This window comes from Streptomyces sp. NBC_00659 (assembly GCF_036226925.1).
GTDB lineage: Bacteria > Actinomycetota > Actinomycetes > Streptomycetales > Streptomycetaceae > Streptomyces.
Genome location: NZ_CP109031.1, coordinates 930,499 through 946,216 on the forward strand (window position 1 = coordinate 930,499; position 15,718 = coordinate 946,216).

Here is a 15,718-nt window from a genome sequence, read left to right on the forward strand (position 1 = left end):
GGGGGTTCGCCCGCCGCGGCGGGCGAGGGAAAGGCCCTGGCCCAGGACGTGTCGCGCGGGGCTTACGGAATGCCCGTAGCGTGAATACAGATCCGGTGGAACAGGGAGAGACCATGCCGACCAGCCAGCCCGACACGTCCACGCCCTCCGACGACAGGGTGACCCCCGACACGCTGCTGCACACCGGGACCGAGGGCCCGGTGACGGCCGAGGACCTGGTTCTCGCCGCGGGTCGCGACGTCACACCGCAGAGCCTCGCCTGGGCCGAGCGCAAACTCGAGCAGGAAGGCTCGGCGGCGGTGGACAAGCTGCTGCCATAGGGCCCTGCCCGCAGGACGAGGACCCTGGACCGGCCCGGCCGGCTCCGATGCGGTGGAGCCGGCCGAGGATCCGCGAGCGAACGGGCGGGTCAGACGGCGGGGCAATCCTTCCAGGCCAGGTGGTAGACGGTGCTGATGTCACCGTCCGTCGAGTCCATGGTCATGAAGCTGGAGCTGCCGGGCGTCGAGGTGCCCGCGTTGACGCGAAGCTCGGTGTTGATGTTGAAGTTGCGCTGAACACCACAGGGCGCCCAGACCAGTTGGGCCCAGTCCGTGGTGTCCGTGGTCTGCCAGTCGTCGCCGTACGGGCCGCGGAAGGGGTGGGTGATGGAGGCCGTGTTCGGGGATCCCTGGAAGTAGTACGAGGCCTTCTCCGTGCTGCTGGCGCCCGGCTGGAGCGAGGCGAAGCCGCGGTAGTCCGCGCTGGCGATGGCATAGGTGAACCCCTGAGGGACATGCACGTTCAGGTTGAGCTGGCAGTTCTTGCGGAACGCGGTGGGGTCGGCGTTGCCTCCGACCTGGGCGAGGTACTGGCTGTAGGTCACCGTGAAGGCGGTGTTGTCCGGGGAGACGGCGACGGCCGCGGTCCCCTGGGGACAGCCGGATCCGTTGACCGTGGCGACACTGATGACGATCTTGTCCGGGGGCGGGTTTTCGATACCGGAGTTCGGGCTCGACAGGGGAAGCGCTGTGGCGAACAGGGCGGCGATCGCGCCACCCATGAACAGGCCACCGGCCATGGTGTTCCAATCCGTTGCGTCGGTGTTCCGGCGGCAGCACGCGGGTGCGCCGCCGTGAATGGGGGGTGCGGCTCCCCGAACGGACGGGGAACCGTCGCGGACCAGCGTTGGATCAAGCGGTTCGTTTGTGCATGCGCATGACAAATACATATGCGCGATCCGCTCCCGGCTGTGAAGGAGCTGTGAAGACCGGGAGCGACGAAATCGTATGTACGGGGGGCCGCACTGGACAGGGCCATCTCCGGCCATTCGATACGCGCCGTTCACACCCGGCGCCACGGTCACCGGCCTGTTCACCACGGTTCGCGCCACCCGCGGCCGTCGCGCCGGGCACGGCGGCCGCCCAGGAACCCTGCTCCGGGGGTGACGGTCTCCCGGCGGCCGTCACGGTGCGTGCCCGCCACCAAGGCGCCGGAGCACGCCCGGGCGCCCCGGCCGCCCCCGCGTGAAGGACCCGAGCGCCCCTCCCGGACCCCGGTCCCCAGGCATTCGCTCCCGTGTCCCGGGCGGGCCGGAAGGGGGCGGGACCGCGCGAATCACCCGCCCCCTCGGCGCGTCCCGGGCGCCCCTGCGACACTGAGACACATGGATCCACGACACCTGAGACTCGGCCGCCGCCGGATATGGATGAGCAGCGCCGTCTGTTTCCTGGTCCTCGGGCCGCTCGGCTGGTTCTTCGGTGGCTGGATTCCCTTCGCGCTGCTGGCCGTTGCCCTTCTCATCGCCACCGTGGTCCTGCACTGGCGGGCTTCCACCTGGCTCGCGCCCGCCATCGCCAAGGGCCAGTCGGAGAGCAACCGGGACGTCGCCACCTTCTGCGTGGTCATAGCGGTGAGCGGCTACGCCCAGCCGCCCTCGCAGCCCGCCCCCTCCAAGGATGCTCTCGCGGCCCTGCGCCTGGAGGCGTACCGGACCGCCGCCGACGACGATCTCTCCGAGGACCTCCGGCTCCTGGCGGCCGAAGCGCTGGCCGCGGCGGACCAGGCCAACGCCGAGGACACTCCGGCGGCCTGGCGGGCGGCACGGGCGAGCGCGGAGCGACTGGCGCACGCCGCCCAGGAGGGCAATCCGTACGTACGACAGCTCCTCATCCAGTGGGTCGAGGGCAACCCGGCGAGCGATCGGTAGACGATCGCCGGTACGGCGGTCCCGGGTAGGCGATCGCCGCTACGGCAGTCCCGGCGTAACGCGGCACATCGAAGCCGGCGGCCCCGGCCGGCGCCTGCGCCCCTTCCGGGACCCGGCCGCCGCCGAGGATCGACGGGCGGCACACCCGACCGCCCAGCCACTCGTCGCACCCCGCGGGGGCCTGGACCCGGCTTGTCGTGAGGCCTTCGCGGCAGGCGTCACAACACGTCGGATGCACGCTCCTGGGCGGGATCCTCGGCTGCCGGACGATCAGGGCCGTCGGCCGGAGCGGCGGCACGCAGCGCCGCTTCGACCCGGCGGTTGCTGGTCATGGATGCCGTGACGGCCGTCATCGCCAGGAGGAGGACGGCGGCGGCGTAGAGCGGGGTGCGGATGTCGTAGGTGGTGGCCAGCCAGCCGCCGAGGAAGGCCCCGACGGGTGCGGCGCACATGGCCAGCATGCGGGAGGTGGAGGCGACCCGGCCCATGAGGTGGGCGGGGACGATCGCCTGCCGGAGGGAGGGCGCGAGCACCATCGTGGCACCCATGCCGGCCCCGCAGACGGCGAGCGCCAGCCCGGCCACGTACGGATTCGGGGCAGCGGCCAGGCCCAGGACGGCAAGCCCTTCGACGGCGGCCGTGCAGGTCAGTGCGGTGCCGGTGCCGAGCCGCCGGCCGAGGTAGGAGGCGATGCCCGCGCCGAGCAGGCCACCGGTGGCCTCCGCCGTGAGGAGCAGGCCGAAGCCGTAGGTGTCGATGCCGAGGCGTTCGTGCGCGAAGAGGGCGAGGACGGTCTCCACAGCGAGGAAGGCGACGTTCCCGACCGCCGGGCGGAGCGCGAGCCCGAGCAGCAACCGGTCCCGGAAGACGTACGAGGCTCCGGCCCGCGCCTGCCGCAGCAGCGACTCGCGGACCTCCGGCACGGGCCGGGGCATGGCGGGCAGCGTGCGTACGAGCAGTGCGGAGAGCGCGAACGACACCGCGTCGGCGAGCAGCGGAACCGCCCGCCCGAGCGCGAGCAGCGCACTGCCCGCAGGCGGCCCCGCGAAGCCGGACATGGCAGTCTGGGCGCCGCGCAGGCGGGAGTTGGCGCGCTCCAGGAGTGCGGGGTCGCGGCCGAGCAGATCCGGCAGATAGGCCGTGGCGGCCGTGTCGAAGAAGAGCCCGCCGAGGCCGAGCAGGAAGGAGACGGCCGCGAGCAGCGGAATGCTCAGCACGTCGAGCACGGCCGCCGCCGCGGGTAACCCGAGCAGCACCGCACGCGCCGCGTCCATGACCCACATCGTGCGCCGACGGTCCCAGCGGTCCACCAGCGCACCGCCGAGCACCCCGAAGAGCAGCCACGGCAGCGTCCCCGCGGCCGTGACGACGGCGAGCGCCATCGGATCCCGCGTCAACGTCAACGCGATCAGCGGCAGCGCGGCATGCGACACCCCGTCACCGAGCGAGGACACCGTCTGCGCAGTCCACAGCCGTCCGAACCCGGTCGGCGACTTCCGAACGAATGAGGTCACTTGGCGCCCCCCTCGGCCTGCTCGCGCGGTGCCGGATGGAACAGCGCGAAGACGAGTGACGCGTCCGGCAGCGACGGATCGGACAGCTCCTGGTACTCGTCCGCCAGAGCCTGCAACCGCGCCCCCAGCTGCGCGAACTGCTCCTCGGTGAGTCGCAGATGTGCCATCCGTACATGCCGCTCGCCGTCCGCCGGCGACGCCTCCAGGTCCGCCACCGCATGCCGCATCAGCGCATCCGGCCCTCCCTCGCCCGGATCCGGCAGCGCGATCGCCCGCGCGGCCATCGCGTAGTACCGCTCGGTGACACCCCGCACCTTCCGCGTCCGCACCACCTTCACCAGGCCGGCCCGCTCCAGCAGCCGCACGTGATAGCTGGAACTCCCCTTCGCAAGGCCCACCTGCTCGGCGATCTGCGTGATCGTCGCCGGCTCGAAGCGGAGCACGGCCATGATCCGGTGACGCGTGAGATTGGAGACGGCGCGCAACTGTTCGTCAGTGGTGACGTGAAACGTCTCGGGAAGATCGTCGGTAGGCATACGAGCAATGGTCAACGACTCTTGACCATTGCGCAAGCGGATTTACGCCGAGCCCCTGCGCGAGCCGCGAGCCGGCGCGGTGCCGCGCCGGCTCGGTGCCCTCACACAGCAGGCAGATCGGGCCAGGACCGATCTCGGCGGCACTTTCCGTACCTCGATCGCTCACACCCGGGGCCGCCCGAGGAGACGGCTGTCCCGCCGCACCCCTCAGGGCCGCTCGAAGAACTGGATCACGCCTCCGGCCGAGAAGCACAGCGCGCCCGCGAGGGTGCCCCAGTTGGCGATGTCGACGTTCACGAGACTGCCGGTCGCCGGCCGCGTGAAGGCGGCCAGCGCCGAGACGAAGAAGAGCACGGATCCGAACTGGTTGACCGCGACGATCCACCAGCCGAGGTCGCCTGCGAGGACGCGGGGACGCCCGTGGCAGACCTCGACGACAGCGAGGTGGCCGGAGACCAGGAACAGGACGCAGCCGATCATGTCGGGCGCCCAGATCAGCCGGTCCGTCTGCTGGACCGAGAGCCCCTTCAGCAGCGAGTCCAGCAGATTGACGCCGAACACGAGCGTTCCCACGAACAGCAGGAACGTGCTGAGCCAGTCGATCCGGCCGGGCTCGTAGCTCCACCATCTCCATCGCCGCACGGCCAGCGCGTCGGACTCGCTGTCGCGGCGAGGAGCGTTCACCGCCTGGAGCAGTGAGGCGTAGCCCCCGGTGTTGAAGAACAGGCCGCCCGCGAAGTAGATCCAGGCGCCCGTGGCGCCCCTCGAACCGAACTGGGCGACCCCGGCCCCGAGGGCGAACAGCAGTCCGCCGACCGTGAACGCGGCCGCGGCGACGGCGTTCAGCCGGCGCAGCCGGGCGATCGACACGGTGTCCGCCCGCCGGGAACGGGCCTCGGCCTCGCCCGGGACGCGCACGGTGAGCAAACCGCGTTTACGGGCCCGCCGCGATTCCCAGACCGCGATACGCCCGTCCATGAGACGCCAGGTCAGCCGGGTCGTGAAGGGACCCGCTCCCTCGGAGCGCGCTTCGGTTCGACTCACCCGGCGACCATAGCCCGGAGCGGCGAAATCCGGCGTTCACCCGCCCTGTCACCTTTCGGACGGTTTTCCGGGGACGGGCGGGTCTGCCCATGAACGGGACATGCCTATGCCCGCGAAGGGGACACGCCTGCACCCGCCCGCGGACGGGGCATGCCCATGGCCGCGGCCAGGACACACCCATAATCCGCGGCGTTCGGGCCGGTGGGCTCAGGACTCCGCCTCACGCCTCAGAAAGTTGGTCACCTGGCAGGCGAGACTCTCCCGGGCCGTGTCGGGACGCGCGCCCGCCTCGACGGGCGTGTCGTTCTCGATGCCACCCGTCCAGAGGTAGCGCTCGGCCCACTCGTCGTCGACCTTGAGCTGGACCTGGATGTCCATCCGGTCCAGGACGGCGTCGGGGCCGGCCGCGAAGAGGACCGCGGTGGCCCGGCGCAGGGGATAGATGTCGTATCCCTCGATGAACTGCGAGTTGCGCCAGTCGAGGAAGGCGCTCTCGCCGTCGGCGCCGACACGGATATCGATCTGGCCGTCTTCGAGGAGGATGCCGAAATGCTCGGTTCCACGGTTCTCGACGGTCACCCGCAATCTGAAGTAGGTGAGTTCGTCGGCGGCGTCGTCGCGCCCCTTCGGGGGCTCCGCCTTTTCCACACCATGAACGCGAACACGCAGGCCGGCCTGCTCGTCGTACTCCTGCCAGTCCCCGACCACGTTCGGCTCGTGCACAGTCCACCTCTCCGCTTCAGAGAGTTGTTCCTATCTGTGCCCTCAACGAAGTGTCAAATGCGCCGCACATGCCGTGGCCAGCGATTTCGCCTTTCTTGATCGGTGATCAAGCCGTGCCCAGCCAGAATCTTTCCGCGCCACCCGAACGGGGTATTTCCGGGCGTGCTTCACATCACGTTCCCCGGAGGCCTCAGGCGCCGTCGCGCAGACGCCGGAGCTGTTCGTCGAGCGGGCCAAGTCCGACATCCCGGCGCCGCTCGTCGAGAGTCCCGGGCCTGCGGACGGGATAGGGGCGCAGGGTGACCGGATCGACGCGGGTTCCGTAGAACTGCGGCAGCCCCAGTTCCACCGCGCAGTGGTCGGCGATGTAGGCGTGGTGCAGGGCCGGGCAGAGTCCGTCGGCCGCGGCCTGCGCGATCAGGTCGCGGCATCCGAGCTGCAGGCCGAGGTCGGGGGCGTGCAGCAGGATCATCAGGGCCGCGGTCGAGGCGGGCGCGCCGACCCGGTCGGTGGTCGGCCAGCCGTGCCGCCGGACGATGACCGCGAGCGCCTCGGCGTTGCCCGCGCGGCACACGGCGAGGGGCTCGCGCCACGGCCCGGCGGGACGGTCCCGTGCCTGGCGCATCAGGCGGCGTTCCTCGTCGGCCCGGCGTACGAGCTCCCCCGCGAGGGCCCTGGCGAGCGCCGGGACCATCGGCGCGGCGCCCCGGCCCCCGGGGCCCGCCCCGGTGTCCCCGGCCGGGCGCCTCGGGGCGACCTTCACGGCACCGCCTGAAGCACCATCGAGAACCACACCTTCTTTCCCGTGGTCCCCGGGTCGGCCGGCGCGATGCCCCAGTCGTCGCTCAGCGCGGCGATGATCGTCAGCCCGCGTCCCGACTCCTCGGCGCCGCCCGCCGTCCGTGCCGCGGGTAAGGCGGACGAGCGGTCGGCGACGGACACGCGCAGTTCGCGCGGGTCGCACTCGATGCCGACGGTGATGGTGTCGCCGCGGTCCGGGCTGCCGTGTCTGAGGGCGTTGGTGAAGAGTTCCCCGGCCGCGACCACCGCGTCGTCGACGCGCTGGGCCGGCAGCCGCAGGCGGGTGAGGTACTCGGTGACCATGGCCCGTACAGCGGGCACCCGCGAGGGGTGCGCCGGGACGGTGGTCCGCAGTCCGTGCGCCCCGCGCACCCGGCTCGTGGGGAGGCTCCCGGAGGCGGCGGTCCCGGAGGGGACGGCAGGCACGGGGAGGGCGGGGGCCACGACCGGCGCGGGGCCCGCGAAGAAGTCCGGGGCTCCCGACGGTCCGGAACCGGCGCGGGGGGCGGGGGACGGGGACGGGGACGGTAGAGGTTCGGTCGGGGGCGGGGACTGTACGCGCTCGGTCGGGGCCGGGGACCGTACTGGCTCAGTCCGTGCCGGGGCCGTGGAGTGCAGGGGCCCGGTCGGTGCCGGGGTCGCGGAACCCATGGGTTCGCCCCCTGCCCGGGCCGAGGCCTGTACGGGCTCGGTCGGGGCCGGGGCCGTCGGGGGTTCCGGTGCGGCCGTTGCCGGGGGCTCGGCCCGTTCGGCGAGGTGGGCGCGGAGTGCCTGGTCGTCCGCCGGGTGGACTCCTTGTTCCGGTACCCGCGTCTCGTGCCCCGGAGCCCGGCTGCCGTGGGCCGGTGCGGGCCACGGCTCGCGGCGCGGCGCCCTGGGTGCCGGCATCGGTCCTCCTTCGGGTGCAGCCCGGGGGGGGCGGCTGTCTCGGCGGCTGCCCGTGCAGCCAACACGCCGGACTGCCTCGGCGACCAGGGGGTATTCGGGTTGTCCGGTTGTAAGAACGTAGTGGCGCGGGATGTATGTTCGATCTTGTGAGGAACGGGAGCGGGGGCGGGGTGGCGGTGCCCCTTGACGGTGACACCGGCCGGGCGGGACTGCGTGACAAGCGGGTGCTGGTGACCGGCGGTACGCGAGGGCTCGGCGAGCAGATCGTGCGGCTGCTGTCCGCCGAGGGCGTACGGGTGGCCACCTGCGCGCGCACCGCGCGGGGTCTGGAGGCGCTGGCCGCTTCGATGGGTCCCGGTCTGTTCACCGGACGGCTCGACGTCACCGCGCCCGGGGACCTGGAGGGGTTCGTCCAGGACGCGGCGGAACGCTTCGGAGGCCTGGACGGCGTGGTGGCCTGTACGGGCGGTTCGCGCGGCGGCGGCTTCGAGGACGCGGACGCCGAGGACTGGGCCGCGACCTGGGCGGTGAACGTCGGTCACGCGACCCGGCTGGTGCGGGCCGCGGTCCCGCATCTGCGGGCCGCGGGCGGCGGCTCCGTCGTGGTGATCTCCTCGATCTCCGGCTGGAAGCCCGGCCCGCCCGCGCAGTACTCGGTCGCGAAGTCCGCGCAGATCCAGCTCGCCGCTTCACTGGCCCGCGAGCTCGGTCCGGACGGGATCCGGGTGAACGCGGTCTCCCCCGGGTCCATGCTGATCCCCGGCCGGCGCTGGGACCGGATGCGCCGCGAGGAGCCCGAGGCGTTCGCCCGCTTCGTGGCGGCGGAGCTGCCGGGCGGCGCGCCGGTCGCGCCGCAGGAGGTCGCCCGGGTCGTGGCGTTCCTGCTGTCGGACTGGTCGAGCGGGATCTCCGGCGCGCACCTCCCGGTCGACCGCGCCCAGAACGCCCCCTCCCCCGACGGGTACTGACCTCCGCGGGGGACCGGCGGTACCGCTCCCGCTCATGGCAGCGAGCCCGGTCCCGGGTGACGTGCCGGCCTCTCAGGCAACCGCCCCGAGGACCCCGCGGGAGCGACGCTCGAACTCCTGCACGACCGGTTCGGCGCGGCGGGATTCAAGGCGTCTGCGGAAGTCGCGCAGGGCCTGGACGGAACGTTCGCTGTGGACGGTGCCGAGGGTCTCCAGCGCCAGGGTCGCGGTGCCGACCGCCTCGTCCAGGCGGTCCTGCTGAAGGTGCGCGGTCGCGAGGACGGAACGGCTGATGGCCTGGCGCCTGCGCCGGTCGGCGCCCGAGGCGAGCGACTCGCCGGCCGTGCGCTCGGCCTGCCGGGCCTGTCCCAGGTCACGGAAGCACAGGGCGGATTCGGCCTGAAGGTAGTGATGGTCCAGATAGCGCACCCACGGCGACTCCTGCTCGGCCCCCTTGCTCGCCGCCAGTTGTCGCTCCGCCAGCCGCAGCGCCTTGGACGTGTCGTCCGAGCGCCCCTGCGCGGCGTGTCCGCGGGCCGACATGGCGTACAGCCGCATCAGTCCGAGAGGGCTGCCCGCCCCCTGGGCCGTGACGATTCCCGCGCGGGCGAGTGCCACCCCCTCGTCGGGGCGGCCGAGGCTGGTGGCGAGGTGGGAGAGCCCGGCGAGTATCTGGCCGCCGAGCACCCGGTCGCCGCCCTCGGCGCACAGCCGCAGGCCCTGGGTCATGTAGCGCTGGGCGAGGCCGTACTCCCCCGCGTCGTACGAGCTCCAGCCGGCCATGGCGGCCAGGCGCGCGGCGGCCGCGTACAGCGGTCGGCGCCGGCCGGCCGGTGTGCCGCGCCGCTGGAGCATCGGGACGACCTCGGTGGACAGGTAGTGCACGATGCTGGTGCGGACTCCGCCGCCGCCGTAGTGGTTGTCCATCTGGTCGAACACGGCGATCATCGCGTGCACCTGCTCGACGGGTCCGCCGCTCACGGGCAGCGCCGAGGAGAGCGCCTCCTGGTGCTCCAACAGCCAGAGCAGCCAGTCGCGTTGGGGGTTCGTCAGGGCTGCCGCGACGAAGGGGACCGTGCCGAGGAGGCTGCGGCGGGAGATGTCGGTCGAGCCCAGTTCCGCGAGTGTGTGCAGGGTCTCGGCCACGTCCTCGCCGTAGACGAGCGCTCTGCTCGCGACCGGGCGCCGGGAGTCGGAGTGGAAGCCGAGGTCGGCGGGAGACATGGCGCGGCCCAGCCGTTCGGACAGGACGGCGGCGATCAACTCCGGGGTGCTTCCCCGGGGTTGCTGGCCCTGGAGCCAGCGAGTGACCGACGCCTTGTCGTAGTGGGAGTCCGCGCCCTGGCGGCGCCCCAGTTCGTTGACCCGCAGAGCGAGGGAGGCGTAGGAGCAGCCGGCCTCCTTGAGCAAGGCCCCCAGTACCCGATTCGGCCCGGCGCTCCTGCCGACGTTCCTCGTCTGCCCCTCGGTCACGGCGGCCATCCCGAATCGCCTCACATCCGCGTGCGGCTGCGCTCCGATCCCATCTGGCGGGTTTTCAATTGCCGTGTGGACAAGCGCAGTTGAGCGTGATCGTCGCCGAATGTGCGACAGGTCACTCGATCACTATGGTGGCCCGCCCGCCGCCTGTGCAACCGGCGTCCTGATAATTTCAGAACGATCCGCGTCGCTCTGTCCCTGTCATCGGCCGCGTGGCACACTGCCCCCTGAGACGGCCGTTACCGGGAGGTAGGACGTGGGCGAGAACCGCTCCGGCGGCAGCGCGCCGACCGTCCTGCGCCTGGTCCTCGGGAAACGGCTGCGTCATCTGCGGGAACAGGCGGGAGTCTCCTTCGAGGAGGCGGCGCGCGCCATCGAGGTCACGGCTCTGACGGTCCGCAGGATCGAGAAGGCCGAGGTCGGGCTCCGCATCCCGTACGTGAGGGAACTGCTCCGCGCCTACGGGGTGCCGGCAGCGGAGGTCGACGACTTCCTGGCCCTGGCCAGGGAGGCCAACAAGCCGGGCTGGTGGTACTCCTACCGCGACGTACTGCCGGACTGGTTCAGCGCCTACGTGAGCCTGGAGAGCGAGGCCGGCGTCATCCGTCTGTACGAACCCCACTACGTCCCGGGCCTGTTGCAGACCCGGGACTACGCCACGGCCCTGATGCGCGTCGGTTTCCCCAACGAGACGAAGCAGGACGTCGCCCGCCGCGTCGCCCTGCGGATGAAACGCCAGGACCTGCTCGCCAAACCGGACGCCCCGGCCGTCTGGGCCATCCTGGACGAGACGGTGCTGCGCCGGCCGGTGGGCGGACCCGAGGTGATGCGGGCCCAGTTCGACCGGCTGACCGAGGCTCTGGACCTGCCGAGGGTCCGGATCCAGATCATGCGCTTCGGCGTGGGCGCGCACCCGGGGGCGTTCGGCCCTTTCCACCACTTCCGCTTCGGCTTCTCCGAACTCCCCGACATCGTCTACACGGAGAGCCTGGTGGGCGCGGTCTACGTCGACCGGCCCGACGTCGTCGTCAGCTATCTCGAAGTACTGGACCGGATGTCCGTACAGGCGGAGCCGGTCGGCCGGACCAGGGCCATCCTGGGTGAACTGCGTAAGGAGTTGTGATCCATGGGACCCGTGCACAACGGCATGTCCGCGGCCGGTCTGGGGACCGAGGGCTGGCACAAGCCCTGGAGCGGCACCAACGGCGGAAGTTGCGTCGAGGCCAAGCGGCTTGCCGACGGAAGTGTCGCGCTGCGCCAGTCACGGGACCCCGAGGGACCCGCGCTGATCTGTTCCCGCGACGAGATGGCCGCGTTCATCGAGGGCGCCAAGTCGGGACAGGCCGACTTCCTGATCGCCTGAACGAGTCCGCGCCGGGCCTCCCGAGACCGCAACCACGCCCCCACGACCGGACAACCCGCACGCACACTCCCGCCGTGCGGGTTGTCCCCCCACACTGGCGAAGCCGTTCGTCCCGGAGGGAGCGGATACGGGCATGATCCTCCAGCAGGCCCTCGCACGGTGCCGGACGCTCGTCATCGAGGGCCCCGACGGTCTCGACCGGCGCCCGTTCCTCGCCGAACTGGCCCGCCACCGCTTCACGATCCGCCCGCTGCACGGGCACCTTCACCATGTGGACCCCACCCAGCCCTACCGCGAACTCCTGTCCGCGCCGGGCCGGCTGGCCGTCGACGGCGGTCTCGTCCACGAACTGGTCTACGGACCGCTGCGCCGCGGGCGCTCCCGGGTGACATGGATCCAGGCGCTCGACTTCGCGGAGGCGGTGGCCGAACGCGGGGGCGCGCTCGTCCATCTGACGGGCCGGACGGACGACGCCGAGGCGGTCGGCGCCTACGAGCGGGTACTGCGGACCCTGGACCAGCACGTCCCCGTGATCACCCTCGACACCGGAGAACCGGCCGGCGCGGTCCACGACCCCTCCGCGCCTGTCCCTCAACTCGGCCTCCGCATCGGCTTGTTGCCGATAACGTAGGGAACCGACCGCGCGACGCACGGCAGGAGAGCTCCCATGGCCGACCGACCCGCCCCCGACCAGAACGCACTGTCCAAGATCGACACGACGGTGCCGCACTCGGCTCGCATCTGGAACTACTGGATGGGCGGGAAGGACAACTACGAGGTGGACCGGGTCGCCGGTGACGCGTACCGCGAAGTCGCCCCGAACATCGAGACGATGGCCCGCGCCTCGCGTGACTACCTGATCCGTACCGTCACCTTCGTGGCGGGCGAACTCGGCATCCGCCAGTTCCTCGACATCGGCACCGGCCTGCCCACGTACGACAACACCCACCAGGTCGCCCAGCGCGTCGCGCCCGAGTCCCGCATCGTCTACGTGGACAACGACCCGCTGGTGCTGCGCCACGCCCAGGCGCTGCTGACGAGCACCCCCGAGGGCGTCACCGACTACATCGACGCGGATCTGCACGAACCCGAGAAGATCATCGAAGCGGCGTCCCGGATCCTCGACTTCTCCCGGCCCGTCGCCCTGATGCTGATGGGCATCCTCGGCCACATCCAGGACTACGGGGAGGCCAGGTCGATCGTCCGGCGCCTCCAGGAAGCCCTGCCTCCGGGCAGCTACTTCGTGCACTACGACAGCACGGACACGGACGCCGCGCTCAAGGAAGCCCAGCAGGGCTACGACGACACGGGGGCGATCCCGTACGTGCTGCGCAGCCCCGAACAGATCGGCGCGTTCTACGAGGGCCTCGAACCGGTCGAACCCGGCGTCGTGTCCTGCCCCTTGTGGCGTCCGGAGCCCGGTACGTCGCCCGAGCCCACGGACGTCCACGGAGGCGTGGCCCGCAAACCGTGAACGGACCCGCCCGGCAGATCAGTCGCTCGACGCCGGCTCGATGTTCTGGTTCAGCCGGAACAGGTTGACGGGGTCGTATTCGGCCTTCACCCCGGCCAGTCGGTCGTAGTTGCCGCGATAGCTCGCCCGGACGCCGGCCTGGTCCTCGGCCATCACCATGTTGACGTACGCACCGCCCGCGGAATACGGGAAGAGGGCGTCGGAGTAGTCGACGCTCCACCGCTTGACCACCTCGGCGTTGGCCGGGTCGGGATCGACACCCGCGTAGACGGCGGCCCAGCCGGAATCGCGGTAGCCCCAGGCGGTGTCCGTCGGGCCGACGTCGTGAACGGCTCCGTCGATGGGGTAGAGGTGCATCGTCGACTTCCAGGTCGGCATCTCGGCACCGAACTTGGCGTGCAGCTCGACGGCCTCGCCGGGGATCTCGTCGACGAAACCGGCCCGCCAGTACCACTGGTCGCCGGGCGGGTAGACGCCGTCGAACGCGGACTGGATGGCCGGGTGCGGCATCGGCGCGGGGCCGTGCAGCAGGGGCTCGGGCAGGGCGTCGAGCAGCGGGGCCATGTCCCGGGCCGCAGCGTCGGTGTCGTCGCCCACGCGGCACCACATCACACCGCAGACCTTCTTCAGGTGCAGCTCCTCCGGGAACGGCGGTCCCGGCGGGACCGAGGCGAAGAGGAAGAAGCCACCGAGTTCACGCGGCGCGTGGGAAATGAAGTCGCGGTAGGCGGCGAGGACTTCGGCGCCGAGTTCGACGGGCCAGAAGGTGGGACCGGCGACGACCGTGCTCACTTCGTGCAGCCGGAAGAGGAACGAGGTGACGACGCCGAAGTTGCCGCCGCCTCCGCGGATCGCCCAGTAGAGATCGGTGTTCTCGTCGGCGTTCGCGCGGACGTGCTCGCCGTTCGCCAGGACCAGCTCCGCCTCCAGCAGGTTGTCGACGGCCAGCCCGCACTTGCGGGTGAGATGGCCGAGTCCGCCGCCGAGGGTGATACCGCCGACTCCCGTGGTGGAGATGATGCCGCTCGGTGTGGCCAGGCCGTGCTCGTTGGTGGCGCGGTCGACCTCGCCCAGGAGGCAGCCGCCGCCGACACGTACCGTACGGGCGGCCGGATCGACGTCGATGTCCTTGAGCGGGGAGAGGTCGAGGACCACTCCGTCGTCGCAGGTGCTCAGGCCCGCGCCGTGATGGCCGCCGCCACGCACCGCGAGCGGGAGAGCGTGGTCGCGTGCGAAACCGATGACCAGGGCGACGTCCTCCGGGGAGGTGCACCGCGCCACCAGAGCGGGGCGCCGGTCGATCATCGCGTTGTAGACGGCACGGGCCTCGTCGTACCCGGAGTCCTCCGGGCCGATCAACTGCCCTTTGAATCCGGAGAGTTCCTGGCGTGCCGCTTGTACCGGTGTTGTGGACATGTGCATCCCCGTATCTGGGGACCGCCCCAGGTCCGGCGTCCGGGCCGTGGACCGGTTCCCCGCCATTGGGTCCGATGTGCCCGTTTCAGCCCGATCAATGACCAGCCTAACCCCGTCACATCCGCCTAGCTCGGCGACCCTTGCGACCTGCGACAGCACCGACCGCGCACAGCCGGAGACGGCAGGAGACGGCAACACGGACATCGCCGGGCGCTTCGATCCGTACGGATCGAAGCGCCCGGCGACATGGTCGGGAAACACGGCCGGACAGCGTGGCCGGGCGTCACGGCCGGGTCCGCCGGCCGGTCATCCGTGGGAGGCGACCGGCTCGGTCTCGTCGCGTCCGGCGGCCAGCGCGGGTTCCGGCAGCACCGCGTACAGGGGCGTCGGACGCGCCTCCCGCAGACAGGGCGCGGGCACGGACGGGTCCAGCGGGGCGTGATCGGCGGCGCGGGCCCGCCACGAGGACCAGATGATCTTTCCACCCACGTCCGTGGCACAGCAGCCCCAGCCGTCGCTCAGGGCGGCGATCTGGGCCAGACATCCCTGCGGTGCCCGGTGCGGGCGGATGTCCTGACTGTTGTCCGAGACGGCGGCGAACAGACGGCGGCCGTTCCACCACATCTCGATCGTGGTGTTCTTGTCCGCCGAGTGCTGCTCGATGGTGCGGAGCAGCGCTTCCGCGCAGCGGCACACGGACTCGGCGAGATTCTCCAGGTTCCAGTACCTGAGGTGCGCGGCCAGAATTCGCCTGACCTGTCCGACCTTCTCCTCGCTGAGCTCCACATCCAGGTGGTAGTAGCAGGGGACTGCGGCTTTCATCGTCGTTGGCTCCTCACCGGCGAAGCTCTCGCTCCTCCTCGCCCCCTGCGGGACCGAGCCCCGATTGCAAAGCGTGAGCACCGATCGCTCCTGAGTCACCCTCAGCATGAGAGGGCTACTCCATTCGTGCAACCCGAGCGCGAGCCCAATGCGGTTGAAAAACCAACAAGACGCTCGGTCCCCGTACAGGCACCATGAGTGAGGGTGTCGCTCCGTGACGGACCGGCTCCCCTTCGCGTACGGCCCTCATCCGCCGGCCAGGCGAGCCGTGCGCGGTCGAGAGATCGGGAAGGTGACCAGCGTGATGCTGCTGCCTGCCAAAGCCGAGGTCGCCAGGCATCTGGAGCGCTACCGGGCGTGGGAACGCCTGCTTCTCGCGACTCCCGCCGACCGCGTGGTGCGGGGGAACTTCGAGAACACCGGTTACACCCTGTGCGTGCTGATGGGGAAGCGCTGCGCGCGGGAGGCGGCGAACGCCGCCGAGGTCTATCTGCAGGACGTT

At 71.4% G+C, this 15,718-nt stretch carries 17 protein-coding genes and 1 pseudogene; 8 read left to right on the forward strand and 10 right to left on the reverse strand.

Annotated features, from left to right (window positions below):
* Nucleotides 1–113: 113 nt before the first annotated feature.
* Nucleotides 114–320 carry a hypothetical protein gene (locus OG410_RS03880; protein ID WP_329297805.1) on the forward strand — a complete coding sequence of 69 codons (207 nt, stop codon included), beginning with the start codon at nucleotides 114–116 and terminating at the stop codon, nucleotides 318–320.
* Nucleotides 321–409: 89 nt separating this feature from the next.
* Here OG410_RS03880 and OG410_RS03885 read toward each other — a convergent pair whose 3' ends face one another.
* Nucleotides 410–1,060: a DUF4360 domain-containing protein gene (locus OG410_RS03885; protein ID WP_329297806.1), complete on the reverse strand. Its 651-nt coding sequence runs from the start codon at nucleotides 1,058–1,060 to the stop codon at nucleotides 410–412.
* Between the two features lie 585 nt (nucleotides 1,061–1,645).
* Between OG410_RS03885 and OG410_RS03890 the strand changes: the two genes are divergently transcribed.
* Nucleotides 1,646–2,188: a hypothetical protein gene (locus tag OG410_RS03890; protein ID WP_329297807.1), complete on the forward strand. Its 543-nt coding sequence runs from the start codon at nucleotides 1,646–1,648 to the stop codon at nucleotides 2,186–2,188.
* Between the two features lie 218 nt (nucleotides 2,189–2,406).
* Here the strand turns inward: OG410_RS03890 and OG410_RS03895 are convergent, their stop codons facing one another.
* From OG410_RS03895 to OG410_RS03920, 6 genes are all read right to left on the reverse strand, one after another.
* Nucleotides 2,407–3,702 carry an MFS transporter gene (locus OG410_RS03895; protein ID WP_329297808.1) on the reverse strand — a complete coding sequence of 432 codons (1,296 nt, stop codon included), beginning with the start codon at nucleotides 3,700–3,702 and terminating at the stop codon, nucleotides 2,407–2,409.
* Nucleotides 3,699–4,238, reverse strand: a complete 540-nt coding sequence (locus OG410_RS03900; RefSeq protein WP_329297809.1) for an ArsR/SmtB family transcription factor — start codon at nucleotides 4,236–4,238, stop codon at nucleotides 3,699–3,701. Before OG410_RS03900 ends, OG410_RS03895 begins: the two co-directional genes overlap by 4 nt.
* 207 nt (nucleotides 4,239–4,445) lie before the next feature.
* Nucleotides 4,446–5,282 (reverse strand): hypothetical protein, encoded by an 837-nt coding sequence (locus tag OG410_RS03905; protein WP_329297810.1) that lies wholly within the window; start codon nucleotides 5,280–5,282, stop codon nucleotides 4,446–4,448.
* Nucleotides 5,283–5,489: 207 nt separating this feature from the next.
* A complete protein-coding gene (locus tag OG410_RS03910) occupies nucleotides 5,490–6,005 on the reverse strand; it encodes a hypothetical protein (protein ID WP_329297811.1) in 516 nt (171 codons plus the stop codon).
* A gap of 190 nt (nucleotides 6,006–6,195) precedes the next feature.
* Nucleotides 6,196–6,768 carry a DUF6624 domain-containing protein gene (locus tag OG410_RS03915; RefSeq protein WP_443063707.1) on the reverse strand — a complete coding sequence of 191 codons (573 nt, stop codon included), beginning with the start codon at nucleotides 6,766–6,768 and terminating at the stop codon, nucleotides 6,196–6,198.
* A complete protein-coding gene (locus tag OG410_RS03920; RefSeq protein ID WP_329297812.1) occupies nucleotides 6,765–7,232 on the reverse strand; it encodes an ATP-binding protein in 468 nt (155 codons plus the stop codon). Before OG410_RS03920 ends, OG410_RS03915 begins: the two co-directional genes overlap by 4 nt.
* 632 nt (nucleotides 7,233–7,864) lie before the next feature.
* Here OG410_RS03920 and OG410_RS03925 point away from each other — a divergent pair.
* Nucleotides 7,865–8,662, forward strand: a complete 798-nt coding sequence (locus tag OG410_RS03925) for an SDR family NAD(P)-dependent oxidoreductase (protein ID WP_329297813.1) — start codon at nucleotides 7,865–7,867, stop codon at nucleotides 8,660–8,662.
* 72 nt (nucleotides 8,663–8,734) lie between these two features.
* Here the strand turns inward: OG410_RS03925 and OG410_RS03930 are convergent, their stop codons facing one another.
* Nucleotides 8,735–10,144, reverse strand: a complete 1,410-nt coding sequence (locus OG410_RS03930; protein ID WP_329297814.1) for a hypothetical protein — start codon at nucleotides 10,142–10,144, stop codon at nucleotides 8,735–8,737.
* Between the two features lie 253 nt (nucleotides 10,145–10,397).
* Between OG410_RS03930 and OG410_RS03935 the strand changes: the two genes are divergently transcribed.
* The 4 genes from OG410_RS03935 (at nucleotide 10,398) to OG410_RS03950 (ending at nucleotide 12,978) form a co-directional block, all read left to right on the forward strand.
* Nucleotides 10,398–11,264, forward strand: coding sequence for a helix-turn-helix domain-containing protein (locus tag OG410_RS03935; protein ID WP_329297815.1), 867 nt, complete (start codon nucleotides 10,398–10,400; stop codon nucleotides 11,262–11,264).
* 3 nt (nucleotides 11,265–11,267) lie between these two features.
* Nucleotides 11,268–11,504, forward strand: coding sequence for a DUF397 domain-containing protein (locus OG410_RS03940; protein ID WP_326789751.1), 237 nt, complete (start codon nucleotides 11,268–11,270; stop codon nucleotides 11,502–11,504).
* 133 nt (nucleotides 11,505–11,637) lie between these two features.
* The gene (locus OG410_RS03945) at nucleotides 11,638–12,135 is read left to right on the forward strand and encodes a hypothetical protein (RefSeq protein WP_329297816.1); all 498 of its coding nucleotides are present in this window, start codon (nucleotides 11,638–11,640) and stop codon (nucleotides 12,133–12,135) included.
* A 36-nt stretch (nucleotides 12,136–12,171) separates the two neighbouring features.
* Nucleotides 12,172–12,978: an SAM-dependent methyltransferase gene (locus tag OG410_RS03950; protein WP_329297817.1), complete on the forward strand. Its 807-nt coding sequence runs from the start codon at nucleotides 12,172–12,174 to the stop codon at nucleotides 12,976–12,978.
* A gap of 18 nt (nucleotides 12,979–12,996) precedes the next feature.
* Here the strand turns inward: OG410_RS03950 and OG410_RS03955 are convergent, their stop codons facing one another.
* Nucleotides 12,997–14,394, reverse strand: a complete 1,398-nt coding sequence (locus tag OG410_RS03955; protein WP_329297818.1) for an FAD-binding oxidoreductase — start codon at nucleotides 14,392–14,394, stop codon at nucleotides 12,997–12,999.
* A 306-nt stretch (nucleotides 14,395–14,700) separates the two neighbouring features.
* Nucleotides 14,701–15,216: a pep a2 gene (locus tag OG410_RS03960; RefSeq protein WP_329297819.1), complete on the reverse strand. Its 516-nt coding sequence runs from the start codon at nucleotides 15,214–15,216 to the stop codon at nucleotides 14,701–14,703.
* Between the two features lie 304 nt (nucleotides 15,217–15,520).
* Between OG410_RS03960 and OG410_RS03965 the strand changes: the two are divergent.
* Nucleotides 15,521–15,712 (forward strand): annotated as a pseudogene (locus OG410_RS03965) (DUF5133 domain-containing protein); the annotation flags it as partial.
* Between the last annotated feature and the right edge of the window lie 6 nt (nucleotides 15,713–15,718).